The sequence below is a fragment of the Gordonia hirsuta DSM 44140 = NBRC 16056 genome, from assembly GCF_000333015.1.
Taxonomy (GTDB): domain Bacteria; phylum Actinomycetota; class Actinomycetes; order Mycobacteriales; family Mycobacteriaceae; genus Gordonia; species Gordonia hirsuta.
Genome location: NZ_BANT01000015.1, coordinates 1 through 24,765 on the forward strand (window position 1 = coordinate 1; position 24,765 = coordinate 24,765).

Here is a 24,765-nt window from a genome sequence, read left to right on the forward strand (position 1 = left end):
GGCCGCCGCCCCCAGGTTGACCACCGTGGGCTGGGGCGCGTCAGCGTCACCGGCGGCGGCATTGGCCATCAGCAGCCCGCCCATGCCGATCGCCAGGACCACCGCCGAGACGACGGCCGAGATCCCCGCTGCGACCGCGACCGTGGGCCAGTTGATCCCGCCGGACGGATCCACCGCCCCGGGCCGACCCGCCACCGCGGGCCGACCCTCCACCGCGGGCGCAGCGTCGGCGAGACTCTCGCCGACGTGGAACACTTCGATGCTGCCGCCGGCCGCCGGCCCTTCGTCGTAGCCGGCCTGCGCCGCATCGATGCCGAACTCGACGGTCTCCTCGTCTTGGTTGCTCATGCGCTCATTGAAACAGCCCGAGAGAAGGATAGTCTAGCCTTACTTTAAGTGCGTGCCGTAGGTCACCGTGACAGCCGAGCCGACACACCGTGACACGGCTGTGACTGAAGTTGCTTGTGTTCCATGAGGGAATCGAGCTATACCTGATGTGAGGTAATTCACAGGAGGTATCTCATGCGCCGCAAACGCCGCCGTCAGAGGCCCGCGCAGTCGGCGCGAGCGATCCTGCATCAGATCGCCGAAGTCGTCCACAACCCCGTCCGCGAACGTTTCGAATTGTGGGTGGCAGGCGACCTGGTCGGCGTTCTGGGCTACCGCATCGACCCCGGCGTGCGGCCGACCGCGACGGTGCTGCACACCGTTCTCTACGACGAATACAGCGGCCACGGCCTGGCGACGCGACTGAGCGCCGACGCCGTCGGACAGTTACGCAGCCAGGGGATGACGGTGGTGGCGGTGTGCAGTTTCACCCGTCACCACCTGCAATCGCATCCGCGTCTGGCACGGGCGTCCTGACCCCACCCTCGACAGGATCGGGTCGGCGACCGGTAGGGTGCAGCTGACAACCACACACACGGGGGCTCTCGCGTACCGAGGGCTGAGAGGGCGACAGGCGGTCGCCGACCGTACGAACCTGTCCGGATAATGCCGGCGTAGGGAGACTCTTATGAGCACTGATCTGTCCTCAGCAAGCCGTTCGGCCGACGACGTCGCCGCCGGCGCGGTGACCCGCGGCCCGATCGCCGGCAGCACCAAACATTATCTGCACGTCGATCACCTGCGGATTCCACAGCGCAGGGTCCACCTGACCAATGGCGAACATCTCGACCTGTACGACACGTCCGGGCCCTACACCGACGAGACCGCCGACATCGATGTGCACGCCGGACTGCCGCCGGTCCGCGCACAGTGGCCGCGGCCCGAGCCGCTCCAGACCGCGGCCGGCCATCCCGCCGCCACCCAACTGGCCTGGGCCCGCGCCGGCCTGATCACCGATGAGATGCGCTTCATCGCCGCCCGCGAAGGCTGCACGGCCGAAAAGGTGCGCAGCGAGGTCGCCGCCGGGCGTGCGGTGATCCCGGCCAATCATCGTCACCCCGAATCCGAGCCGATGATCATCGGTAAGGCCTTCACGGTGAAGATCAACGCCAACATCGGCAACTCGGCGGTCACCTCCTCGATCGGGGAAGAGGTCGAGAAAATGGTGTGGGCCACGCGCTGGGGCGCCGACACCATCATGGATCTGTCCACCGGCAACGACATCCACCTGACCCGGGAGTGGATCCTGCGTAACTCGCCGGTCCCGGTCGGCACCGTCCCGATCTATCAGGCGCTGGAGAAGGTCAAGGGCGATCCGGCAGCCCTGACCTGGGAGATCTTCCGTGACACGGTGATCGAGCAGGCCGAACAGGGTGTGGACTATATGACCGTGCACGCCGGTGTCCTGTGGCGGTACGTCCCCCTCACCGCCGACCGGGTCACCGGCATCGTCTCCCGCGGCGGCTCGATCATGGCGGCCTGGTGCCTGGCCCACCGCAGCGAATCGTTCCTGTACACCCACTTCGCCGAACTGTGCGAGATCTTCGCCCGCTACGACATCACCTTCTCGCTGGGCGACGGCCTGCGTCCCGGATCGATCGCCGACGCGAACGATGCAGCTCAGTTCGCCGAGCTGGAGACCCTCGGTGAACTGACGAAGATCGCCAAGCACCACGGCGTGCAGGTCATGATCGAGGGGCCCGGACACGTTCCGATGGACAAGATCGCCGAGAACGTGCGCCGGGAAGAGGAGCTCTGCGAGGAGGCCCCCTTCTACACGCTGGGACCGCTGGCCACCGATATCGCACCGGCCTACGACCACATCACCTCGGCGATCGGGGCGGCGATGATCGCTCAGGCCGGTACCGCGATGCTGTGCTACGTCACGCCCAAAGAGCACCTGGGCCTGCCCGACCGCGACGATGTGAAGACCGGGGTGATCACCTACAAGATCGCCGCGCACGCCGCCGACCTGGCCAAGGGACATCCGCGGGCGCAGGAGCGTGACGACGCCCTGAGCCGGGCCCGCTTCGAGTTCCGGTGGACCGACCAGTTCAATCTGGCCCTGGATCCGGACACCGCCCGCGAATACCACGATGAGACTCTGCCGGCCGAGCAGGCCAAGACCGCGCACTTCTGTTCGATGTGCGGCCCGAAGTTCTGCTCCATGCGGATCTCCGCCGATGTGCGCGCCTATGCCCAGAAGCACCCGGCCTCAATGACGCTGCCGCTGGAAGCGCTGTGATGCTGACCGCTCCCCCGGCAGGCACCGCCCCGCGCCGGGTGCTGACCGTCGCCGGTTCCGACTCCGGCGGCGGTGCCGGCATCCAGGCGGATCTGCGCACCTTCGCGCTCCTGGGCGTGCACGGCTGCGTGGCCGTCACCGCCGTGACGGTGCAGAACTCGGTGGGCGTGTCCGATGTGCAGGAGATCGCACCGCCGATCGTCGCCGCGCAGATCGACTCGGTCACCTCAGATATCGGTGTGCAGGCGGTCAAGACCGGCATGCTCGCCTCGGCGCCGATCATCCACGCCGTCGCAGCCGCCTTCGATGCGGCCGGCATCGGCGGCGACGGACTGCCCCTGGTGGTCGATCCGGTGTGCGCGTCGATGCACGGTGATGCCCTCCTGGCCGCCGATGCCCGCAGCACGCTGGTGGAGGTGCTGTTCCCCCGCGCAACCCTGGTGACCCCCAACCTCGACGAGGTGCGCCTGCTGACCGGCATCGACGTGGTCGACGAGGTCACCCAGCAGGCGGCCGCGCGGGAATTGCACCGGCTGGGCGCACGGTGGGCGCTGATCAAGGGCGGGCATCTGCGCACCAGTGACCGCAGCCCCGACCTGCTGTACGACGGGAAGCAGTTCCACCGTTTCGATGGCCCGCGGATGGACACACCGCACGATCACGGCGCCGGCGACACCCTCGCAGCGGCCGCGGCCGCCGCACTGGCCCACGGCCACAGCCTCCCCGAGGCGGTGGCCTTCGCCAAGGAGTGGGTCACCCGCGCCCTGGCCGCGGCCTATCCCTTGGGTGCCGGCCACGGCCCGGTCAGTCCGCTGTGGCGCGTTCGCTGATCTGTTCGCCGGCCAGGATCGCGGCGCGGTAGTCACTGGGTCCGGCTCCACCGAAGCGAACCCGCAACGGCGCGCCACCATCGCCAGCGATGTCTGCGGTTCGGTTCGCAACAGCTCCTGAGCGGCGGTGATGCGTCGTTCGGCGATCAGTCCGGCCATCGACTGTTCGGCCCCCTCGAAGGCGCGATACAGATGTCTGCGCGAGAGGAACAGTTCGGCAGCGACGGCATCGACGTCGAACCCCGGATCCCGGTAGCGCCGTTCGATGCTGTCGCGGACCGCCTCGCGCAGCAGCACCGGGCTGTCCCGCAACTGCGCCCTGGCACCGGCCGGATCACCGACGGACTGGGCGATCAGGTCGACGGCGGCCTGTTCGCCGACCGCATCGCGGTGCACATCGGCGCCGGTGGCCGCACCCACCGCGAACGGGCCACAAACGCCGCCGTTGCGTTGGTCAGCAACGTGTCGGCGACCATCGTCAACCCCTCGGGAGGTCCGTCGGCCAGACGCCGGTCACCGAACGCATCACGCGGGATCACCAGCCCGGCCAGTTCCTGCGGCTTCGCCGACTCCCGGGCCGGACCGATCGCGTGGCTGCCCACCAGCAGGGTACGGCTGGGACTGTTGATCAGCGCGGCAACCACCAGGTCGTCGTTCATCTTCGGGACGGCTCGGCGGTCGCGGACCGGTCGATCGGCCGGGCGCACCGCGGTGTGCAGAACTGCGACGGCCGAATCCATTACCGTCAGTGCACCGGAGTACATGTACAACTCGAATCCGTCGCCGAGAACGCTGGTACCCTCGGCCAGGCCGTAGAACCGCCGGGCCCGGGCGCCGGCGAGGCGCTGATGCGGCTCGGCGGCCGGGGCGCCGCCGAGTGCACGCAGCCGCCGCTGCCAGTCCCGGATATGGTCGCTGCTCAGTCCGCTCGGTCGCTGCTCAGGCACCTGCGCCGGACCCATCGACTCTGTTCCACGGCAGACGCGGCAGAGCGATGGCCGAGGCGACCAGGAAGCACAGGGCGCCGATGAACGTGCCCCAGTTGGCCAGCGTGTTGTCCATCACCGTGCCCGTGTTGCTGACGAAGCCGCCGACCGCGGCCACGCCGAAGGCCACGCAGCCCAGCCAGTTGATCTGGCCGGACCAGAAATCCACCTTCCGCGGCGACAGGAAGTCGTTACCGGCCCGTACGAAGGCCAGCAGCACGAAGCCGCCGCTGAGCAGGAACGCCACCGACCCGCCCGCATCCGGGTTCCAGACCAGGCGTTGTTCACCCTTGACGGTATGCGCCATCAGCGCTGCGGTGGTACTGACGTTGAACAGCAAGGTTCCGAAGAACTGGATGGATCCGGCCAGCCATTCGGCCCGGAACATCACCCCGGGGGCATAGGAGACCGGCACGGTCATCTTGCCGCTGAGGACCAGCTGGATCAGGGCGGCGCCGGTGAAGAACCACGCACCGACGAAATAACAGAGGTTGGCGATGTTCGCGCTGGTCGCTTCGGCGAAGCCGGGCGCCGAGCCCAGTGCGAACAGCGCCGAGCCGATGATGAAACCCCAGCATTGCTTGGCCAGGGTCGGCGTCAGAATACGGCTCGGCAGGGCACGCGGATCATGGTCCCCGGCCTGATCTGGGTGCGAAACGTCGGTCGTCATCAAGATTCATGTCTCCTGCGGGTCAGACCCGCGGCGCAGCGAAAGCCCGCGGGTCTGTCCCGGCATCGACTCGGTGAGGGAAGGCTCAGTGGTGGAAGGCGGCGTCCCCGTGCGGCATCGGACCGTCGAGCCCTTCCAGGAACTTCACCTCGGTTTCGATATCGGCCAGCAGCTTGCCCGCCAGATCCCGGCTCACGCCGTTCCGGACGACGATGCGCTGCAGAGTGACATCGGAGAGGTTGTCCGACAGCGGGTAGGCCGGCACCTGCCAGCCCTTCATCCGCAGCCGGTCTTGCAGGTCGTACAGGGTCCAGTTCGGGCTCGCGTCCTTCTTCAGCCGCCAGGCGAACACCGGGATGGTGTCACCCTTGCTGATCAACTCGAACGGGCCCATGTCGGCGATCGCCGCGGACAGGTACTGCGCCACGTCCAGGCATTCCTGCTGGACCGCACGGTAGCCGTCGCGGCCCAGACGCAAGAACTGGTAGTACTGCAGCAGCACCTGTGCCCCCGGACGCGAGAAGTTCAGCGCCAGGGTCGGCATATCGCCGCCCAGGTAGGCACAGTGGAAGACCATGCTCTCGGGCAGGCGCTCGTTGTTGCGCCAGACGATCCAGCCCACACCCGGGTAGACCAATCCGAACTTGTGGCCCGAGGTGCTGATCGAGGCGACCCGCTCGACGCGGAAGTCCCACTCCAGTTCCGGCTGGCAGAACGGCGCGATGAACGCACCGGAGGCGCCGTCGATGTGGATCTTCACATCCAGGCCGGTGTCCTTCTCGATCTGGTCGAGCTTGGCGGCGATCTCCTTCACCGGCTCATAGGCGCCGGTGTAGGTCTGGCCCATGATGGCGACCACGCCGATGGTGTTCTCATCGACGTACTTCTCCAGCTCGTGGCCGTCGAGGAACAGATGCTCCTCGGTGACCGGGACCCAGTGGGGCTCCACTTCGAAGTAGTTGCAGAACTTCTCCCAGCAGACCTGGACTGCGGTCGAGAGCACGATGTTCGGCTTCTCGGTCGACAGGCCGGCGGCCTTGCGCTTCTCCTGCCAGTGACGCTTGAGTGCCAGGCCGCCGAGCATGCAGGCTTCCGAGGAGCCGATGGTCGAGGTGCCGATGGTGTCGTTGACATCCGGGACGTGCCACAGATCGCCCAGGATCCGCCAGCAGCGCTCCTCGATGGCCGCGGTGGCCGGGTACTCGTCCTTGTCGATCATGTTCTTGTCGACGGTCTGCGCGTACAGGAGCTTGGCTTCCTTGTCCATGTACGTGGTGACGAACGTCGCCAGGTTCAGCCGGGCGTTGCCGTCGAGCATCGCCTGGTCATGCACCACCTGGTAGGCCACAGCCGGGGGCAGCATGTGGGTCGCCAGCTCATTGCGCGGCAGGGACGTGGCCTCGCCGGACTCGGTGAACACCGGGCCGAGCTCGATGCGATCACTCTTGTATGTCATCTTGACTCCGTTTCACAGGTTGTGACTGGTGGGTTGACTTCCGACTCGTAGCTCAGACTTCGATCGGCGGATACAGACGATCCATGTTGTATTGCCGGTTGCGGCGGGCCGCCCAGGTCGAGATGGCCAGGAAGGCTACCGTCAGCCCGATCAAGACCGCGGTGGCGATCCAGAGCCGGTCGTCGACACCGCCGACGAGCAGCTGACGCAGTCCGTTGACCGTGTACGTCATCGGGTCGACCCAGTGCATGTACTGGAACGGTTTGGCGGTGGTCTGCACCGGATAGATACCGCCCGCCGAGGTGAGCATCAGCATCAGGAAGGCCAAGGTCACCACGCGCCCCACGGACGAACCGAAAGCGGCGTTGAACATCTGGATCATCGCCAGGAAGGTGGCCACCATCAGCACCATGAAACCGAAGGTCGCCCACGGGTGCACCGGTGACAGTCCCAGTCCGACGGCCGTGACCAGATACAGGATCGCCGCCTGCAGGATGCCGATGCCCAGCGTCGGCACGTACGAGGCGAGCACGACCCGGAACGAGTTCAGGCCCTGCGCGATGGGTCGCGCCTGCAGCGGCGTGAACAGCATCCAGGCGATGATGCTGCCGACGAACAGCGCCAGACCGAAGAAGAAGGGTGCGAAACCCTCGCCGAAGGTGCTGGCGCGGTTCTCGTAGCGCTCCTGCAGCGCCACCGGCTGGCCGAGTACCTTGGCCAGCTGCTCCTGCTGCTGCTTGCTCCAGTGCGGCAACGCGTCCGCACCCTCCTGGAGTCCCGCTGCCAGTTCGTCGGCGCCGCTGCTCAACTCACCGAGACCGCTTGCCAGCTGCGCGGTGCCGTTGCTCAATTCGGTGACCGCCCCGCGCACCTTCTCGATGTCGGTGACCAGACCGCCCGACTCCATCAGTGCCAGCAGCGTGCGCAATGGACTGTTCGGATCATTCAACTGCCCAGCCAGCAGCGCCGAATCCTGCTGGATTCCGGCGAGTTCACCGTGTGCATCGGGGCCCAGGCCCTCGGTCTGCAAGAAGTGCTTGACCGGATCCAGGGCCGAACCCAGCGCGCGGATGTTGGCGTCCGGGCTGGCCTTGAGTTGCGCGCTCAGCGCCGTCACCGCCTGATAGGCCTGCGACTGCGCGGTCGCCGCCGAATCCAGCCGGCTGCTGACCGTGTCGATGTTGGTGCCGAGACGATCAGCCATCGCATTGAGCTGTGCCGCATTCAGACCGCTCTGACTGTGTGCGCGAGCCGCGTCCAGCAGCGGGTCGGTGGCGCTCAGGACCCCGCCGGCCAACTGCTGCACACCACCGTTGAGTTCATCGGCACCGCTTTTGGCCTGCTGCAGGCCGGCGGCCAGTTCCCCGGCGCCGTCGGCGGCCTGGGTCACCTTGCCGAGCATCGGATCGACCTGCTCGAAGATCACGTCGAAGGTGTTGGCACCGACTTGTGCCCCGACCTGATTGACCACCTGGGAGGCGGCGTCCTGCCCGATGATCGTGGCCAGGTAGTTGTTGGCGTCGTTGTAGGTGAAGATCAGGTCTGCCGATTTGGGGTCACCGGTGGTCGCCGAGGTCAGCCGTTGGCTGAAGTCGGCGGGCAACGTGATCGAGAAGTAGTACTGACCGCCGGAGACCCCGGCGGCGGCCTCCTGTTCGGAGACCACATGCAGATCGAGCTGTTTGGAAGCCACCAGGCCGTCGACGACCTGCCGGCCGGCTTCCACCCGCTGCCCCTCGACGGTGGCACCCTGATCGACGTTGACCAAAGCCACCGGCATCTTGTTGACCTCGTTGAACGGGTTCCAGAACGCCCAGAGGTACAGCGCGCCGTACAGCAGCGGCATCAGGATGATGACTGCGAGCGCCAGTCGGGGCATACGCCCCCGGTAATACCGTTTGAAGTCACTGCCCGGAGAGAAGGCCGCCAGCATTTTCACAGCTTCCGGTCCTCCCGCTCGATGCGGACGAACTCGCCGTCGGTCAGATTGTCCACCTCGATGACATCGGTGACGCCCTCCTGCGGCACCACTCCGTTGATGTCACAGGTGATGACGGTCTGCCGCCGGCCCAGGTCGATCAGTCGCTCCAGGAATCGGTGACTGCTGGAGATGCGGGTCAGCTTGTCGATGCCACCGACCACCAGCAACTCCGGTTGACGGTGATTGGCCATGGCCACGCGGAGCAGTGCCGCGGTCAGTTCCGGCAGCTCTTCGACGAAGGAATCCAGACTCGGCAGGGTCAGCGGACCGAAGACCGGGCGACACAGCCGCTCCAGATCGTCCTCGTTCCCCAGTCCCACGAACTTGTACCAGGGAGCCCGCCAGCGCAGCTGCTCGGTGAGCACATCACGCACCCGGATGGTCTGGCCGATCTTGTCGACCTCGTCGATATAGGCCAGGGCCGCATGCCCGAACAGGTGCTGCGCGTCGTTGGTCTTCCCGAAGGCCGTCAGCGTGCCGTTGCTGGGTTTCATCCGGCCGGCCAGCGTGAGCAGCAGTGCGGATCGGCCACGACCGCCGGAGCCGACCAGAACGGTCACTCCGCCGCGGCGCACCCGCAGATCCACCGGGCCGTAGATGTGGCCCCACGAGGCGTTGACCCCGATCCCGGAAGCCGTCAACAGGACGTCGTCCCCGCCCACGGTCAGCGGTGCGGTAGCCGGATCCGGCAGCGCTCCGGTCGAAGGTTCGGTCGTTGCCATCAGGTTGCAGTTCCTCCTTGTTGCTGTCGGTTGTCCGCCGGGGGGTTCCCACCACAGATCGCATCAGTATCGCCGGACGCGACCGAGCCGGAGCCGACGCCGATCATCGTACGCCCGGCCGCTATCGGGCCCGATCCGATCGGTGGCACGCGGCGACTCAACGCAGGATCTGCGCCAGCCAGGGGGTCGAGTCCGGCATCGAGGAGAGCACCGCGCTGGAGTGGTCGTCATCGGGGTAGACGTGCAGCGTCACCGGCTGGTTGTTCGCCTTCATCTGCAGATACAGCGACAGTGCCGACGGCGCCGGGACGTCGACGTCCCGCAGCCCCTGACCCAGGAAGATCGGCCGGTCGTAGCCCTTGTACGGGGTCTGCATGTACTGGCGCATCGCCTCGGGCAGACCCGGGATCGACATCAGCGGCGCACTGAACCAGGTCCGGATGTCCTCCCCGGTCAGCTGCTGACGGAACTGCGGATAGCAGGTGGTCACGGCCTGCTTGATCCGCTGCTTTCCGCGCGGGGTGAGCACCCGGGTCAGGTGCAGGTCCGGGCGGGTGTTGTTGAGTCCGGCGAGGATGAACCCGGTGTAGGCGTTGAGGGCACCGGGCAGCTTGGTCGGCGGCACGGCCGGTCCCATCAGCTGATACAGGTTCTCCAGGTTCGCCGGGATGCCGGTGGCGACCACCCCGCGGTAGTCCAGCCCGCGGCCGCGGCTGAACTCGGTGGCGTACCGGGCCCCGTTGAGGGCTGCCGCCGCACCCTGTGACTGCCCGATGATGGCCCAGCGCTTGGCGAGTTTGGCACCGGCGGGCAACTGCAGTTGCCGTGAGGCGACCACCACGTCGACGATCGAGTGCGCGGCAGTCTTCCCGTTCAGGTAGGCCATCAGCCCGGGGGTACCCAGCCCGACGTAGTCGCTGGCGACGACCGCATATCCCTGCTCGAGCCAGTGCCCCAGGTATTCGATGTCCCGGGCGCTGCGCGGATGGGCCGACGGCGTGCACTGGTCGGCGATACCGACGGTGCCGTGCGCCCACGAGATCACCGGCCAGCCGCCGGCGGGAGCCTGGCCCTTGGGCAGGAAGACCGCGCCGGTGCTCGAGGCCATCTTGCCGTGCTGGTTACGGCTGGAGAACTGCACGCGGTAGGCGTCACCGGCGGCCGGCAGGGTCAGGGAGGACGCCAGCGGCACCTGAGCCATCAAGGTGCCGGCACGCGCCGGGATCGGCCCGGCGTAGTCGCTGACGTCCAGTCCCGACCAATTCGGGATCCCGACGGAGACGACGTCGTCGGCGCGGGCCGGCGGAGCAGTCGGTGCGGCGGCGAGCGGAAGAATCAGTGCAGCGGCGGCCGTCACCAAGGCTAGACGGCGGCCACGCCGTGAACGGGTCCAGCGAAAGTCCATGAAGGGTAGCTAACCAGGTCGGCATGCTCCTCGGATGCGACTCGGCTCCGATACCTCAGAAATGACACGGATTGCCAGTAACTCGTCACGAATGACTCGCGACGACCGGGCCGATCCGGTCGGCGCTGTAGCCTGACTGACGTGAGCAAGCCGCAACCTCCGCAACCGCCGGACGAGTCCGCCGGACCTGCCTACCCGCCGTATTCCGAGTCCGACCAGTCCGCATCGGCCGCCTACTCCCAGCCCCAGCCGGTCAGCGACTACGGGACGTCACCGAACGCCGGATATCCGAGTCCGGGTTACGACACCGGCGAGTACGACGAGGCCGCGACCACCCTGACCCCGCAGCCCTCCGGTCGTGCGGTCCGCCGCTGGCAGACCATCGCCGCACTGGCCCTGGCCGCCGCCGTGCTCAGCATCGTCGGTCTGGTTCTGGTCGGTCTCCAGGGCCGCGGCTCCAGCGCCGCCCCGGCCACCACGACGATCACCGAGGTGACCGAATTCCAGGGCGCGGACACCACCGAGACCGCGGTGCGCACCGAGTGGCAGACCCAGACCGTGACGCAGACCGAACGCGAGACACAGATCCAGACGAGCACGGTCACCGAGACCAGCACCCGCACCGCGACCAGGACCGTGACCACCACGGAAACCCTGACCCCGGACGCACCCGAAGAGGAGTAGCCTCGGCGGCGGCGTCCCGGCGCCGGATCCCGCCGGCGCTATCGCTCCACGACCGGCAGGTCGCGCAGCGCCGGCACCACCTCGGCGGTGAAGGCCTCCAGGAACCGGCGCTGGTCGGCGCCGGGATTGTGGAAGACCAAGTGGTTGAGGCCGGCGTCGATGTACGGCTTGATCTGCGCGATCGCCTCCTCCGGGGTGGAGGCGACGATCCAGCGCTGCGCCACCTGCTCGATCGGCAGCTCGTCGGCCAGACGTTCCATCTCCACCGAGCTGTTCACCGAATGCTTCTGTTCGGCCGTCAGCGACAGCGGCGCCCAGAACCGGGTGTTCTCCAGCGCCCGGGCCGGGTCCGGATCGTAGGAGATCTTGATCTCGATCATCCGGTCCAGGTCGGCGAAGTTCCGGTCGGCCTTGGCCGCGCCCTCACGCACGGCCGGAATCAGCTTCTCGGTGTACAGGTCCATCCCCTTCCCGGAGGTGCAGATGAAGCCGTCGCCCGCCCGCCCGGCATAGCGTGCGACCACCGGTCCACCGGCGGCGACGTACACCGGGATCGGGTCGGCGGGCACGTCGTACATGTAGGCGCCCTGGGTGGAGTAGTACTCGCCGTCGAACTCGACCTCGGCTCCGGTCCACAGTTCCCGCATCAGCCGCACGGCTTCCCGCAACCGGGCGAACCGCTCCTTGAAGGCCGGCCAGTCCCCCTGGAAGCCGGTGGCGTACTCGTTGAGCGCCTCACCGGTTCCCACCCCGAGCATGATCCGTCCCGGATACAGCATGCCGAGGGTGGCGAAGGCCTGCGCGATCACCGCCGGGTTGTAGCGGAAGGTCGGGGTCAGCACCGAGGTGCCCAGCTGGATCCGCTCGGTGCGCTCACCGACCGCAGCCAGCCAGGCCAGCGAGAACGGTGCGTGGCCGCCGTTGTGCCGCCACGGCTGGAAGTGGTCGCTGACGGTCGCCGAGTCCAGGCCGAACTCTTCGGCGGCGCACCCGATCTCGACCAGCTCTCGGGGGCCGAACTGTTCGGCCGAAGCTTTGAGTCCGAGTTTGAGTCCTGCGGGCATAGGGATACCTCTTCGTCGCTGGTTGTTCGTCGCTGGTTGGATTCGTCGGTGTTGGCCGGCAGGGCCGGGACCGAGCCTCAGCGGAAGGCGTCCTGGCCGGTGAGCGCCTTGGCGATCATCAGCTGGTGCATTTCGCTGGTGCCCTCGTAGGTGAGGACCGATTCGAGGTTGTTGGCGTGCCGGATCACCGGATACTCCAGGGTGATGCCGTTGGCGCCGAGGATGGTGCGGCACTGGCGCGCGATGGCGATGGCCTCGCGCACATTGTTCAGTTTGCCCAGGCTGATCTGTTCCGGGGCGATACCGCCGGCATCTTTGATGCGTCCCAGCTGGATCGCCAGTAGATAGGCGTTGCCCAGTTCCACCGCCATATCGGCGATCTTGGCCTGGGTCAGCTGGTAGCCGGACAGCGGTTTGTCGAAGACCTCGCGGGTGCCGGCGTAGTCGATCGCGGTCTCCAGGCAGTCCCGGGCCGCGCCGACGGCGCCGAAGACGATGCCGAAGCGGGCCTCGTTGAGACAGCTGAGCGGACCGCGCAGACCCTCGGCCCGGGGCAGCTGCGCCGACGCGGGCAGGCGCACATCGTCGAGCACGATCTCCCCGGTCACCGAGGCGCGCAGGGACATCTTGTGGGTGATCTCCGGTGCACTGAAACCGGGGGTGTCGGTCGGTACGACGAACCCGCGGACCCCGCGACCCACGCCGTGTTCGCCGGTCTGGGCCCAAACGATCGCCACATCGGCGACCGGAGCGTTGGTGATCCACATCTTGGCGCCGTTGAGGATCCAGTCGCCGCCGTCGCGGCGGGCATGGGTGCGCATGCCCGCGGGGTTGGACCCGTAGTCCGGTTCGGTCAGCCCGAAGCAGCCCAGGGCCTGCCCCTTGGCCATCGCCGGCAGCCACTGCTGCTTCTGCTCCTCGCTGCCCCACCGGTGCAGGGCGAACATCGACAGCGAACCCTGCACCGAGACGAAGCTGCGCAGCCCGCTGTCGACGGCCTCGGCCTCCAGGCAGGCCATCCCGTACGCGGTGGCCGAGGTACCGGCGCACCCGTAGCCGTCCAGGTGCATGCCGAACAGTCCCAGTTCGCCGAGTTCGACGGCCAGTTCACGCACCGGCAGAGCGCCGTCCTCGAACCATTGGGCGATGTGCGGCCGCAGCCGCTTGGCGCCGAAGTCGGCGACGGTCGCAGCGATCGCACGCTCGTCGTCGTCCAGCAATCGATCGACGCCGAACAGCTGCTCAACACTCCTGCGCTCACTCATGTGACCCACCTTACGACTCGCCCCGGCCGCGGCGACGACGTCCATGCCGAATCCGTCCGGTGCACCCGCCGGTCGGCATCGGTCACGCCGCGGCGGTGGGGCAGAATCTACGCTGTGCCCATACCCAGGGAGTTCCTGCTCGCCGATGCGGCGACACCCCCGCGCACCCTCGTCGACATCCTGCTGTCCACGGCCGCCGCGCACCCGGACGCCCCGGCGATCGACGACGGCGACCAGGTCCTGACCTACGACGAACTCGTCGCGGTGGTGCGCCGGCTCGCCGGCCGGCTCGGCGCCGAAGGGATCGGCCCGGGCGACCGGATCGGGATCCGGATGCCCTCGGGCCACCGTGACCTGTACATCGCGATCCTGGCCACCCTGTACGCCGGCGCCGCCTACGTGCCCGTCGATGCCGACGATCCCGATGAGCGGGCCCAGCTCGTCTTCGGCGAAGCCCAGGTCGACGCCATCATCGACGGCGCCGGTATCCACGCGCGGGCGGGCCGGCACCGCGCGCTGGGTTCGGGGGCGCCGTTGAACCAGTCCCCGGCGCACCTGAACGACGACGCCTGGATCATCTTCACCTCCGGTTCCACCGGCACCCCGAAGGGTGTGGCGGTGACCCACCGCAATGCCGCCGCCTTCGTCGACGCCGAAGCCCTGTTGTTCCTGCAGGACGCTCCGCTGGGTCCCGGCGACCGGGTGCTGGCCGGTCTGTCGGTGGCCTTCGATGCCTCCTGCGAGGAGATGTGGCTGGCCTGGCGCAACGGCGCCTGCCTGGTTCCGGCGCCCCGCGCCCTGGTCCGCAGCGGTATGGATCTGGGGCCGTGGCTGGTGATGCGTGATGTCAACGTGGTCTCCACGGTCCCGACATTGGCGGCCCTGTGGCCGGCCGAGGCGCTGGAGGCGGTGCGGCTGCTGATCTTCGGCGGTGAGGCGTGCCCGCCGGAGCTGGCCGACCGCCTGGCCACCGGCGATCGTGAGGTGTGGAACACCTACGGCCCCACCGAGGCGACCGTCGTCGCCTCGGCCGCGCAGATGCGCCGCGGTGAACCGGTGCGGATCGGGCTGCCGCTGGCCGGCTGGGACCTGGCCGTGGTCGACGCCGACGGGCAACCGGTTCCGATCGGGCAGACCGGCGAGCTGGTGATCGGCGGCGTGGGCTTGGCGCGCTACCTTGATCCGGCCAAAGACGCCGAGAAGTACGCCCCCCTGGAATCCCTCGGCTGGGACCGCGCCTATCGCAGCGGCGATGTGGTGCGGCTGGATCGCGCGGGCCTGCTGTTCGTCGGCCGGGCCGACGATCAGGTGAAGATCGGCGGACGCCGCATCGAACTGGGTGAGATCGACAACGCGCTGCAGAACCTGCCGGGTGTCAGCGGCGGCGCCTGCGCGGTCCGCAAGAACGCCGCCGGCAACGCGATGCTGATCGGCTATGTGGCGTCCACCGATTCGGCGTTCGACCTGACCGCTGCCCAGCACCGGTTGCGCGACGAGTTGCCCGCGGCGATGGTGCCCCGCCTGGTGCTGCTGGATGACCTGCCCACCCGCACCTCCGGGAAAGTGGACCGCGACGCGTTGCCGTGGCCGGTGCCCGGTGCCGAATCGCCCGCCGCCCCCGACGGCGCGCCGGCCGACGAGTTGACCCCCACCCAGGCCTGGCTGGCCGCGCAGTGGACCGAGGTGCTCGGTATGCCGGTGCACAGCGCCGACGCCGACTTCTTCACCGAAGGCGGCGGCTCACTGGCCGCCGCGCAGCTGGTCAGCGCCCTGCGTACCCGGCATCCGGAGATCACGGTCGCCGAACTGTACGACCATCCTCGCCTGGGGTCACTGGCCGAGCTGCTGGACTCGCTGGCCCCGCCGGCCCAGGTCTCCGTCCGCGAGGTGACACCCATCCCGCCCTGGACCGGGATGGTGCAGACCGCGGCCGCCCTCCCGCTGGCCACCCTGACCGGTGTGGCCTGGATGACCTGGCTCGGGGTGGCCAACAACATCGGCCGCATCGTCGCCGACGCCCTCGGATATCCGGCACCGTGGCTGGTGGCGATCCCCTGGTGGCTCCTGGCGGTCGCGTTCGGGCTCTTCGTCACCCCGTTCGGGCGGCTGCTGATCGCCGCCGGCGGCGCCCGGCTGCTCCTGTCGAATGTGCGGCCCGGCGCCTACCCGCGCGGCGGATCGATGCATCTGCGCCTGTGGACCGCCGAACGGCTGATGGAGGCCAGCGGGGTGCACAACATGTCGGGCGCACCGTGGATGCCGGTGCTGGCCCGGGCGCTGGGCGGCACCGTCGGGAAGGGCGTCGACCTGCATTCACTGCCACCGGTCACGGGGCTGCTGACGATCGGCGACCTGGCCGCCATCGAACCGGAGGTCGACCTGTCGGGCTGGTGGCTGGACGGGGATGTTCTGCAGGTGGGCACGATCGAGATCAAATCGGCGGCCACCGTCGGTGCCCGTTCGGTGCTGCTGCCCGGGGCGGTCGTGGGCCGCGGCGCCGTCGTCGACCCGGGTTCGACGGTGCTGCACAAGGTGAAGGCCAGACAGCATTGGGCGGGATCCCCGGCCACCCGGATCGGTAAAGCCCCCTCTCGCGGCCCCGCGGATCCGCCGCCGGCCCGCCGCGGCTGGGTTCCGGTCTATGCGCTCAGCGCGCTGCTGATCGCCGGAATCCCGCTGCTGGCCCTGGCCGCCGGTCTGGTGGTCACCTTCTCCTGGGCGCTGGGCGCCGGCGACCTGGGTACGGCGGCCCTGCGGGCACTGGCCCTGAGTCCGGCCGGCGTTCTGGCCGCTCTGGCGGCCTTCGCGCTGTGCACACTGCTCGTCGTGCGGCTGGCATCGATCGGCCTGGCCCCGGGCTGGTACCCGGTCCGCAGCCGGATCGGCTGGCAGATGTGGCTGACCGAGCGGGTGATGGATTCGGCCCGCACCTACCTGTTCCCGCTGTACGCCAGCCTGCTGACTCCGTGGTGGTTCCGCGCCCTGGGTGCCCGGATCGGCAAGGGCGCCGAGATCTCCACCGCGCTGGTGGTCCCCAAGTTCACCGTCGTGGGCGACGACTCGTTCCTGGCCGACGACACCATGGTCGCCTCCTACGAGCTCCGCCGCGGCTGGATGCGGATCGGGCAGGCCCGCGTCGGTAAACGCGCCTTCCTGGGTAACTCCGGCATGGTGGCCCCGGCCCGCAAAGTCCCCAAGGGCGGTCTGGTGGCGGTGCTGTCGGCCGCACCGGAGAAGGCCAAGTCCGGTTCCAGCTGGCTGGGCAGTCCTCCGCAGCGGCTGCGCCGCACCGCCGAGACCACCGACGACGCCCGAACCTTCGCCCCGTCGCTGCGTCTGCGGATCGCCCGGTCGGTGGTCGAGACCCTGCGCCTGACCGCGGTGTGGACCTCGTTCGTGATCGGCACCGGGGTGCTGCTCGCGCTGCAGTGGGTGGCGACCGCCCAGAACGCGGCGGTGGCCACCGCCGTCAGCGGCCTGATTCTGCTGGCGGCCGGCATCGTGGCCGGCATCGTCGCGGCCGCCGCCAAGTGGCTGGTGATCGGCAGGGTGCGGGCCGGCGAACATCCGCTGTGGAGCTCGTTCATCTGGCGCAACGAACTGTCCGATGCCTTCGTCGAAACGGTCGCCGCCCCCTGGTTCGCCAATGCCGCCACCGGAACGCCGGTCCTGAACCTGTGGCTGCGCGCCCTGGGCGCCCGGATCGGTCGCGGCGTGTGGTGCGAGTCGTACTGGCTGCCCGAGGCCGATCTGGTGGAACTCGGCGACGGGGCCAATGTGCAGCGCGGCTGCGTGGTGCAGACCCACCTGTTCCACGATCGGGTGATGGCCATCGACGCCGTCATCGTGGAACCGGGGGCGACCCTCGGACCGCACAGCGTCGCCTTGCCGGCCGCCCGGCTCGGGCAGGCCGCGACGGTCGGTCCCGGGTCACTGGTGATGCGCGGGGACCATGTGCCCGCCCACACGCGCTGGCAGGGCAATCCGATCGCGCCGTGGCCGCGGTAGCGGTCCGGTTCGGCGCGGGTGACCCCCAGGGCAGCCCCGAGACGCCTCCGGCCCGGCCACACCCCGGTACGGTTGGGCCGTGCCCAGCAGATCCCGTCGCAGCACCGCGCACACCCCCACCCTGAGCGGGACCTCCCACGAACTCGATCCGTATCTGCCCCGCAACGGCAACCTGGGATACCGGGTCTCTCGCTACGATCTGCAATTGGACTACCGGGTCAATGCGAATCGGCTGCGCGCCACGGCGACGATCACGGCGACCTCGTATCAGCAGCTCGACCGGTTCACCCTCGATCTGGCCGGCGCCATGCGCGTCGACCGCGTCGGTGTGAACGGGAAGGCCGCCCGCTACTCCCATCGCAGCGGCAAACTCTCCGTCACCCCGGCCGTCGCGATTCCGCCGGGTGCGGCGATGACGGTCACCGTCCGCTACGGGGGCACCCCGCGGCCGGTCCGCAGCCCCTGGGGAGAGGTCGGCTGGGAGGAACTGTCCAACGGGGTGCTGTGCGGAAATCAGCCCAACGGCGCACCGTCGTGGTTCCCCTGTGACGACCACCCCGAGGCCAAAGCGCCGTTCCAGATCACCATCACCACCGACAGCCCGTACTACGCGCTGGCCAACGGGGTGCTGATCGACAAGAAGCGCAGTGCCGCACAGACCACCTGGGTCTACGAACAGGTCGAGCCGATGGCCACCTATCTCGCCTCGATCCAGATCGGCGAGTACACCCGGCGCGAACTGGCGGCCGGGCCGGTCCCGATCAGCGCATTGCATCCGCGCAGGCTCACCGAGCAGTTCGATCGCAGCTTCGCCGCCCAGGTGGCCATGATGGAGGTCTTCAGCGAACTGTTCGGCCCGTATCCGTTCCCCCGATACACCGCGGTGGTGGTCGACGACGACCTCGACATCCCGCTGGAGGCACAGACCTTCGCCACCTTCGGCGCCAACCATTGCGACGGCACCCGCGACAGCGAACGGCTGATCGCCCACGAGTTGGCGCACCAGTGGTTCGGCAACTCGGTGACCCTGGCCCGCTGGCGCGACATCTGGCTCAACGAGGGCTTCGCATGTTACGCCGAATGGTTGTGGAGTCAGCGCAGCGGCGGTCGTTCCGCCGACGAATGGGCCCGGCACTACTACGAAAAGTTGCAGTCCGAACCGGTCACGACGCCCTTGACCGACCCCGGTCCCCGCGAGATGTTCGACGACTGGGTCTACAAACGCGGCGCCGTCACCCTGCATGCGCTGCGGCTGCGGTTGGGCGACGGGGCCTTCTTCCAGCTCCTGCACCGCTGGACCGACAAATACCGGTACCGCTGCGTCACCACCGAGGACTTCATCGCCCTCGCCGGGACGTACACCGACGAGTCGCTGACCGAGTTCTGGCGCGACTGGGTCTTTGTCCCCACGCTGCCGCCGTACCCGGCGCCCTGATTCTGATCGACCGGTCTCTGCTCCGGGGTCGCCGGTGCCGAATCGCTCTCAGTCGTCGTCGGCGAGTCCGCGCAGATACGCCGTGACCTGCCCATAGCGGGGCAGAATCCCCCTGTCGGCGGCCTCGGCCAGCGACGGCGCGATCTGGTCCTTGGCACTGAGTTCGAACTCCAGCGGAGCACCGTCTCGTCCGACGGTCGGCCAGGCGATCGCCAGATCCGGGTCCATCGGATGGACGCCGTGTTCGGCCGCCGGGTTGTAGGCGGTCGAACACAGATAGGTGACCGTGGACCCGTCCTGCAGGGAACAGAACGCGTGGCCCAGGCCCTCCGACAGGTACACCGCCTTGCGGTCGGCGTCGTCGAGCAGGACCGCGTCGTAGGCACCGAACGTCGGTGAGCCGGTCCGCAGATCGACTACGACGTCCAGGACCGCCCCGCTCGCGCAGGTGACGTACTTGGCCTGCCCCGGCGGGACGTCGGCGAAGTGGACCCCGCGAATCACCCCGGCCGCCGACACCGAGGTGTTGACCTGCGCCAGGGTGAACCGGTGCCCGGTCAGTTCGGCGACGGGCCCGGCCTGGAACGACTCCAGGAAGACCCCGCGCGGATCCCCGTACTGGGCCGGGGTGAATTCCCACGCGCCAGCGATGGACAGTTCGCGTATCTGCACCGGATCCTCAGAGCTCCAGTCCGCGGTCGAGGATGTCGAGCAGGTAGCCGCCGTACCCGGACTTGGCCAGTTCCCGGGCCCGGGTGCGCAGCTCGTCGTCGGACAGATAGCCCAGCCGCCAGGCGATCTCCTCGGGCACGGCGATCTTGAGTCCCTGCCGCTGTTCGACGGTGCGGACGAAGTTACCCGCATCCAGCAGCGAATCGAAGGTGCCGGTATCGAGCCAGGCGGTGCCGCGCGGCAGCACGGTGACCCGCAGCTTTCCCCGGCGCAGGTATTCGGCGTTGATATCGGTGATCTCGTATTCACCGCGCCCGGAGGGGGTCAGCGACCGGGCGATCTGGACCACCTCGTTGTCGTAGAAGTACAGACCCGGCACCGCGTAGTTCGATTTGGGCTGGGCAGGCTTCTCGTCGAGCGACAGCACGGTGCCGTCGGCGTCGAAGTCGACCACGCCGTACGCCGACGGGTCGGCGACCCGGTAGGCGAAGATCGCTCCCCCGTCGACGTCGCCGAACCCCTGCAGCTGGCTGCCCAGCCCGGGACCGTAGAAGATGTTGTCCCCCAGCACCAGCGCCACCGAATCGTCGCCGATGTGCTCGGCACCGAGCACAAAGGCCTGCGCCAGCCCTTCGGGGTGTTCCTGCACCGCATACGACAGCGTGATCCCGAACCGGGAACCGTCGCCGAGCAGATGCTCGAAGGCGGGGCGGTCGTGCGGGGTGGTGATCACCAGGATGTCGCGGATGCCGGCGAGCATCAGGGTCGACAACGGGTAGTAGACCATCGGTTTGTCGTAGACCGGGACCAGCTGTTTACTCACCCCCTGGGTGATCGGGTACAGCCGCGACCCGGTACCGCCGGCCAGGATGATTCCGCGCATGGGCAAAGCCTATCGGTAGAGTCGGGCACCGGATCCGAGCACGCGAACAGAAGGTGGGACCATGCGAATGCTGGTGACCGGCGGAGCCGGTTTCATCGGGGCGAACTTTGTCTTGTCCACCCTGGCGACCAGGCCCGACGTCGAGATCACGGTGCTGGACAAGTTCACCTACGCGGCCAACCCGCACACCCTGGATCCGGTGGCGCAACAGATCCGGGTGGTGCGCGGCGACATCGCCGACGCGATCGTGGTCGATCCGCTGGTGGCCGCTGCGGATCTGGTGGTGAACTTCGCCGCCGAATCCCACAACGACCGGTCGCTGGAGGACCCGTCGTCGTTCGTCGACACCAACCTGGTCGGCACCTTCACCCTCCTGGAGGCGGTACGACGACACGGGGTGCGGCTGCATCACATCAGCACCGACGAGGTGTACGGCGACCTGGACCTGGACGATCCGGCCCGGTTCACCGAGGCCACCGCCTACGACCCCTCCAGTCCGTACAGCGCCACCAAGGCCGGCAGCGATCTGCTGGTGCGGGCATGGGTGCGTTCGTTCGGGGTGGCCGCGACCATCTCCAACTGCTCCAACAACTACGGGCCCTACCAGCATGTGGAGAAGCTGATTCCCCGGCAGATCACCAATGTGCTGACCGGCATCCGGCCCAAGGTGTACGGGGACGGTCACAACGTCCGCGACTGGATCCACGTGCACGACCACAACGATGCGGTGTGGACCATCATCGACCGCGGCGCACTGGGGCAGACGTATCTGATCGGTGCCGACGGCGAGGTGGACAACCTCACGGTGGTGCGCGACATCCTGGAGTTGATGGGCCGGCCCGCCGATGCCTTCGACTTCGTCACCGACCGGCCCGGGCACGACCGGCGGTACGCCATCGATGCCAGCCGCCTGCGCACCGAACTGGGCTGGACGCCGCGCTACACCGACTTCCGGTCCGGCCTTGCCGACACGATCGACTGGTACGCAACGCACAGGCAGTGGTGGGAGCCTGTCAAGGCCGGCGTGGAAGCCTCGTACGCGAAGACCCAGCACACCCTCTAGTCCCGCTCTGCCCTAGCGTCTTTCTGTCAGGAGTACACATGCGAGTTCTGGTCACCGGCGGAGCGGGCTACATCGGCTCGCACACGGTCCTGCAACTGCTCGAGGCCGGTCACCAGGCGGTGATCGCCGACGACTTCAGCAACGCCAAACCCTCGGTGATCGGGCGTCTGGAATCACTCGCCGGACAGTCGATCCCGGTGCACCGGATCGACCTCACCGATGCGGCAGCCACCACACGGTTGTTCGCCGACGAAGCCGTCGATGCGGTGATCCACTTCGCCGGTTTCAAGGCGGTCGGCGAATCGGTGACCCGGCCGCTGGACTACTACCGGAACAACCTCGACAGCACCCTGTCGGTGCTGCAGGCGATGGACGCCGCCGGGGTGCGCACCTTCGTCTTCTCCTCTTCGGCGACGGTCTACGGCGACAATCCGGTCCGGGAGCGCACCGAGGACATGCCGACCTGTGCCACCAACCCGTACGGCTGGACCAAGGTGATGATCGAGCAGGTGCTGGCGGATCTGGCCGCTGCCGATCCGCGCTGGAGGATCGCGGTGCTGCGCTATTTCAATCCGGTCGGCGCTCACCCCAGCGGGCGCATCGGGGAGGATCCCAGCGGATTCCCCAACAACCTGATGCCGTTTTTGACCCAGGTCGCCGTCGGTCGGCGCGAGGAACTCTCGGTGTTCGGCGACGACTACGACACCGTCGACGGCACGGGCGTGCGCGACTACATCCATGTGGAGGATCTGGCCGCCGGGCACATCGCGGCCCTCGATCGGCTCGGCCGGATCCAGGACGCCTGGTCGGCGTGGAACCTGGGCACCGGTCAGGGGGTGTCGGTGCTGCAGCTGGCCGACGCCGTCGTCCGGGCCAGCGGACGGGAGATCCCCTACCGGATCGTCCCGCGCCGGCCCGGCGACCAGGCCGCCTACTGGGCCGATCCGGCCAAGGCGAACGCCGAACTCGGCTGGCAGGCGACCCGGACGGTCGACGACATGTGCGCCGACTCGTGGCGGTGGCAGTCGCAGAACCCGGACGGATACCCCGACTGATCGCACCCCGGGACTACGACGAGGCCGGCGCCCGTTCGAGCACGTCCTCCTCATGGAAGCGTCCGCTGCCCAGCGGTGCAGCCACCGGTGCCCGGCGCGGCGCCAACAGCACCACCACCAGCCCGACCAACGCGACCACGGCCCCGAAGGTCAGCATCGCCGGGTAGCCGAAGCCGTAGCTCTGGTGCAGCCAGGACAGGATCGCCGGGCTCGCGAAGCCCAGATAGGTCAGCCCGTAGAAGACGGCGGTCAGGCCCGCAAGATCATTGGGTCCGGCCAGTCGCTGGGTCGCCAGCAGTCCGGAGATCAGGGTCATGCCGTATCCGGTGCCCAGCACGGCGGCGGCGATCAGACCCATCGGGATGGTGAGGATCTGCGCGGAGTAGGCGGCCAGCAGCATGCCGACCGCCACCAGCACCAGTGCCACCACCATCGCCCGCGGTGAACCCGGCCGGTCGATGCGGCGGCCCAGGGTCTGGACGAAGAAGCCCGCCGTGAGCCCGACGACGCAGCAGATTCCGGCGAAGACGATCTGCCACCCATCCGTGTGCGGGGTCAGCAACGCGGGGATCACCGCGTAGGCGACCGCACAGGTCCCGAACACCCACGGTGCGGCCGGGGCGACCTGCAACCAGAAGGCGGGCTTGCGCACCGACGGGATGGACAGATCGTCACGCAGCCGCCCCTCACGGGTGCCGGTTTGGGTCTCCGGGATCGGCAGCAGCAGGACGAAGGCCACCGTCGACATCGCGATATTGATCAGGTAGGCCAGCTGGTTGGGCCACGGCGCCCACTGCGCCAGCAGTGCGGCCACTCCGGCGCCCAGCCCGAAGCCGGCCGTCAGACTCAGTGCGGCGCGACGGGCACCGGCGGTCACTCCCGCCCCGTCGCGGTCGGACAGCTCCTTGATCCAGCTGCCGCCCACGGCCATCGCCAGGCCGATCGCGATGCCGCTGCACACCCGGCCGATCGCCAGCAGCGGAACCGAGTTCGCCCCGGCGGCCAGCAGGGCCGAGCCCAGCGCCGCGAACAGCGGAGCCGGCAGCATCAGCGGGCGGCGCCCGAACCGGTCCGAGAGCGGACCGCCCACCAGCAGCGCCGGCACGATGCCGAGCACGTAGGTGAACAGCAGGGCATCGACCACCACCCCGGAGACGTGGTCGGTCTGCCGGTACATCACCAGCAGCGGTGTGAACTCGTTCCCGCCCCAGGCTGCGGTGAACACCGCCAGGGCGACCGCGGACCAGCCGCGCAGCCGGCTCACCGGTCCACCTCGACAACCTCGTGCACTCCGGCCAGATGTTCACGCAGGAGCCGAGCGAACAGGTCGGCGTCACCGGCGGCGACCGCATCGGCCAGCGCGATGTGGTCACGCTGGATCCGCGCGGTGACCCCGGCGTCCCGATGCATGCTGGCCGCTGTCATCCGGCGGCGCCGTTCCCCCAGGGAGGTGAAGAAGTCCTGCAGGATGCTGTTGCGCCCGGCCTCGACGATCAGCTGATGGAATTCGGTGTCGATCCGCGCGAAATCGTCGCCGGAAGCGCCCTCGAGCAACGCCAGATTGGCGCGCAACCGATCCACGAGCGGTCCGATCGCGGCGGGCCTGGCGACGATGTCGCGCACCGCGTGGCACTCCACCAGCAGACGCGCCTCGAGCACCTCGCGCGATTCACGCTCGCCGACCGGCACGATCAGTGCTCCCCGTTTGGGGTAGAGCCGCATCCAGCCCTCGGCGGCCAGCCGCAGAAAGGCTTCGCGGACCGGGGTGCGGCTGACCTGGCAGCGCTCGGCCACCTCGCCCTCGCTGATCAGCTCGCCGCCGGGGAGCTCACAGGTCAAGATGGCCTCTTTGACCTCGTCGTACACTCGCTCGGCGGCAGAATACGTCTTAGACACAAGATGTATTTTTACGTGCCCGGAGGGCGTTCGTCCAGTCCATTCCCGCGCAACCCCG

The 24,765-nt window shown here is 68.4% G+C and carries 20 protein-coding genes, 2 pseudogenes and 1 riboswitch; of the genes and pseudogenes, 8 read left to right on the forward strand and 14 right to left on the reverse strand.

Annotated features, from left to right (window positions below; translation table 11 throughout):
- Positions 1-348, reverse strand: a pseudogene (locus GOHSU_RS05940) (hypothetical protein); the annotation flags it as partial.
- A gap of 174 nt (positions 349-522) precedes the next feature.
- On the opposite strand from GOHSU_RS05940, the gene GOHSU_RS05945 reads away from it, so the two are divergent.
- From GOHSU_RS05945 to thiD, 3 genes are all read left to right on the forward strand, one after another.
- A complete protein-coding gene (locus tag GOHSU_RS05945) occupies positions 523-864 on the forward strand; it encodes a GNAT family N-acetyltransferase (RefSeq protein ID WP_005938350.1) in 342 nt (113 codons plus the stop codon).
- Positions 865-912: 48 nt separating this feature from the next.
- Positions 913-1,025, forward strand: a riboswitch (TPP riboswitch).
- On the forward strand, positions 1,016-2,632 hold the full coding sequence (gene thiC / locus GOHSU_RS05950) for a phosphomethylpyrimidine synthase ThiC (protein ID WP_005938353.1): 1,617 nt from the start codon (positions 1,016-1,018) through the stop codon (positions 2,630-2,632). It overlaps the preceding riboswitch by 10 nt.
- Entirely contained in the window at positions 2,632-3,462 is an 831-nt protein-coding gene (gene thiD, locus GOHSU_RS05955) for a bifunctional hydroxymethylpyrimidine kinase/phosphomethylpyrimidine kinase (RefSeq protein ID WP_005938355.1), read from the forward strand. The genes thiC and thiD overlap by 1 nt, the downstream gene beginning before the upstream one ends.
- Before the next feature lie 60 nt (positions 3,463-3,522).
- On the opposite strand, the pseudogene GOHSU_RS17355 reads toward thiD, so the two are convergent.
- The 7 genes and pseudogenes from GOHSU_RS17355 to GOHSU_RS05985 form a co-directional block, all read right to left on the reverse strand.
- A pseudogene (locus GOHSU_RS17355) lies at positions 3,523-3,882 on the reverse strand (hypothetical protein); the annotation flags it as partial.
- A complete protein-coding gene (locus GOHSU_RS05960; protein ID WP_040534293.1) occupies positions 3,816-4,409 on the reverse strand; it encodes a hypothetical protein in 594 nt (197 codons plus the stop codon). The pseudogene GOHSU_RS17355 and the gene GOHSU_RS05960, both read right to left, overlap by 67 nt.
- Positions 4,402-5,118, reverse strand: coding sequence for a hypothetical protein (locus GOHSU_RS05965; RefSeq protein WP_005938360.1), 717 nt, complete (start codon positions 5,116-5,118; stop codon positions 4,402-4,404). The genes GOHSU_RS05960 and GOHSU_RS05965 overlap by 8 nt, the downstream gene beginning before the upstream one ends.
- 85 nt (positions 5,119-5,203) lie before the next feature.
- A complete protein-coding gene (gad, locus tag GOHSU_RS05970) occupies positions 5,204-6,574 on the reverse strand; it encodes a glutamate decarboxylase (RefSeq protein WP_005938363.1) in 1,371 nt (456 codons plus the stop codon).
- Positions 6,575-6,626: 52 nt separating this feature from the next.
- Positions 6,627-8,507, reverse strand: a complete 1,881-nt coding sequence (locus tag GOHSU_RS05975) for a YhgE/Pip domain-containing protein (protein WP_005938366.1) — start codon at positions 8,505-8,507, stop codon at positions 6,627-6,629.
- A 2-nt stretch (positions 8,508-8,509) separates the two neighbouring features.
- The gene (locus tag GOHSU_RS05980; protein ID WP_005938368.1) at positions 8,510-9,277 is read right to left on the reverse strand and encodes an ATP-binding cassette domain-containing protein; all 768 of its coding nucleotides are present in this window, start codon (positions 9,275-9,277) and stop codon (positions 8,510-8,512) included.
- 157 nt (positions 9,278-9,434) lie between these two features.
- Positions 9,435-10,682 carry a lipase family protein gene (locus GOHSU_RS05985; RefSeq protein ID WP_005938371.1) on the reverse strand — a complete coding sequence of 416 codons (1,248 nt, stop codon included), beginning with the start codon at positions 10,680-10,682 and terminating at the stop codon, positions 9,435-9,437.
- Between the two features lie 141 nt (positions 10,683-10,823).
- Between GOHSU_RS05985 and GOHSU_RS05990 the strand changes: the two genes are divergently transcribed.
- Entirely contained in the window at positions 10,824-11,366 is a 543-nt protein-coding gene (locus GOHSU_RS05990) for a hypothetical protein (RefSeq protein WP_005938373.1), read from the forward strand.
- 38 nt (positions 11,367-11,404) lie between these two features.
- Here the strand turns inward: GOHSU_RS05990 and fgd are convergent, their stop codons facing one another.
- Entirely contained in the window at positions 11,405-12,430 is a 1,026-nt protein-coding gene (gene fgd, locus GOHSU_RS05995) for a glucose-6-phosphate dehydrogenase (coenzyme-F420) (RefSeq protein WP_005938375.1), read from the reverse strand.
- Between the two features lie 77 nt (positions 12,431-12,507).
- Positions 12,508-13,695, reverse strand: coding sequence for an acyl-CoA dehydrogenase family protein (locus GOHSU_RS06000; RefSeq protein ID WP_024332506.1), 1,188 nt, complete (start codon positions 13,693-13,695; stop codon positions 12,508-12,510).
- Positions 13,696-13,809: 114 nt separating this feature from the next.
- Here GOHSU_RS06000 and GOHSU_RS06005 point away from each other — a divergent pair, with 114 nt between their 5' ends.
- Both GOHSU_RS06005 and GOHSU_RS06010 read left to right on the forward strand, forming a co-directional pair.
- The gene (locus tag GOHSU_RS06005; protein ID WP_005938380.1) at positions 13,810-17,703 is read left to right on the forward strand and encodes a Pls/PosA family non-ribosomal peptide synthetase; all 3,894 of its coding nucleotides are present in this window, start codon (positions 13,810-13,812) and stop codon (positions 17,701-17,703) included.
- 79 nt (positions 17,704-17,782) lie between these two features.
- Positions 17,783-19,138 carry a M1 family metallopeptidase gene (locus GOHSU_RS06010; RefSeq protein ID WP_005938382.1) on the forward strand — a complete coding sequence of 452 codons (1,356 nt, stop codon included), beginning with the start codon at positions 17,783-17,785 and terminating at the stop codon, positions 19,136-19,138.
- Positions 19,139-19,186: 48 nt separating this feature from the next.
- Here GOHSU_RS06010 and GOHSU_RS06015 read toward each other — a convergent pair whose 3' ends face one another.
- Positions 19,187-19,810, reverse strand: coding sequence for a dTDP-4-dehydrorhamnose 3,5-epimerase family protein (locus GOHSU_RS06015; protein WP_005938384.1), 624 nt, complete (start codon positions 19,808-19,810; stop codon positions 19,187-19,189).
- Positions 19,811-19,817: 7 nt separating this feature from the next.
- Positions 19,818-20,693, reverse strand: a complete 876-nt coding sequence (rfbA, locus tag GOHSU_RS06020) for a glucose-1-phosphate thymidylyltransferase RfbA (protein WP_005938386.1) — start codon at positions 20,691-20,693, stop codon at positions 19,818-19,820.
- Between the two features lie 61 nt (positions 20,694-20,754).
- Here rfbA and rfbB point away from each other — a divergent pair, with 61 nt between their 5' ends.
- Both rfbB and galE read left to right on the forward strand, forming a co-directional pair.
- Positions 20,755-21,756 carry a dTDP-glucose 4,6-dehydratase gene (gene rfbB, locus GOHSU_RS06025; protein ID WP_005938389.1) on the forward strand — a complete coding sequence of 334 codons (1,002 nt, stop codon included), beginning with the start codon at positions 20,755-20,757 and terminating at the stop codon, positions 21,754-21,756.
- 38 nt (positions 21,757-21,794) lie between these two features.
- A complete protein-coding gene (galE, locus tag GOHSU_RS06030; protein ID WP_005938392.1) occupies positions 21,795-22,811 on the forward strand; it encodes a UDP-glucose 4-epimerase GalE in 1,017 nt (338 codons plus the stop codon).
- 13 nt (positions 22,812-22,824) lie between these two features.
- Here the strand turns inward: galE and GOHSU_RS06035 are convergent, their stop codons facing one another.
- Together GOHSU_RS06035 and GOHSU_RS06040 are read right to left on the reverse strand one after the other, a co-directional pair.
- A complete protein-coding gene (locus GOHSU_RS06035; protein ID WP_005938396.1) occupies positions 22,825-24,075 on the reverse strand; it encodes an MFS transporter in 1,251 nt (416 codons plus the stop codon).
- Complete coding sequence (locus GOHSU_RS06040; RefSeq protein ID WP_005938399.1) at positions 24,072-24,707, reverse strand: GntR family transcriptional regulator; 636 nt, start codon at positions 24,705-24,707, stop codon at positions 24,072-24,074. The genes GOHSU_RS06035 and GOHSU_RS06040 overlap by 4 nt, the downstream gene beginning before the upstream one ends.
- Between the last annotated feature and the right edge of the window lie 58 nt (positions 24,708-24,765).

What these genes read in the sequence shown, in the direction of transcription:
- GOHSU_RS05945 (WP_005938350.1), top strand. Translation starts at nt 523, where the DNA reads ATGCGCCGCAAACGCCGCCGTCAGAGGCCCGCGCAGTCGGCGCGAGCG.
- thiC (WP_005938353.1), top strand. Translation starts at nt 1,016, where the DNA reads ATGAGCACTGATCTGTCCTCAGCAAGCCGTTCGGCCGACGACGTCGCC.
- thiD (WP_005938355.1), top strand. Translation starts at nt 2,632, where the DNA reads ATGCTGACCGCTCCCCCGGCAGGCACCGCCCCGCGCCGGGTGCTGACC.
- GOHSU_RS05965 (WP_005938360.1), bottom strand. Translation starts at nt 5,118, where the DNA reads ATGACGACCGACGTTTCGCACCCAGATCAGGCCGGGGACCATGATCCG.
- gad (WP_005938363.1), bottom strand. Translation starts at nt 6,574, where the DNA reads ATGACATACAAGAGTGATCGCATCGAGCTCGGCCCGGTGTTCACCGAG.
- GOHSU_RS05975 (WP_005938366.1), bottom strand. Translation starts at nt 8,507, where the DNA reads ATGCTGGCGGCCTTCTCTCCGGGCAGTGACTTCAAACGGTATTACCGG.
- GOHSU_RS05980 (WP_005938368.1), bottom strand. Translation starts at nt 9,277, where the DNA reads ATGGCAACGACCGAACCTTCGACCGGAGCGCTGCCGGATCCGGCTACC.
- GOHSU_RS05985 (WP_005938371.1), bottom strand. Translation starts at nt 10,682, where the DNA reads ATGGACTTTCGCTGGACCCGTTCACGGCGTGGCCGCCGTCTAGCCTTG.
- fgd (WP_005938375.1), bottom strand. Translation starts at nt 12,430, where the DNA reads ATGCCCGCAGGACTCAAACTCGGACTCAAAGCTTCGGCCGAACAGTTC.
- GOHSU_RS06000 (WP_024332506.1), bottom strand. Translation starts at nt 13,695, where the DNA reads ATGAGTGAGCGCAGGAGTGTTGAGCAGCTGTTCGGCGTCGATCGATTG.
- rfbA (WP_005938386.1), bottom strand. Translation starts at nt 20,693, where the DNA reads ATGCGCGGAATCATCCTGGCCGGCGGTACCGGGTCGCGGCTGTACCCG.
- rfbB (WP_005938389.1), top strand. Translation starts at nt 20,755, where the DNA reads ATGCGAATGCTGGTGACCGGCGGAGCCGGTTTCATCGGGGCGAACTTT.
- galE (WP_005938392.1), top strand. Translation starts at nt 21,795, where the DNA reads ATGCGAGTTCTGGTCACCGGCGGAGCGGGCTACATCGGCTCGCACACG.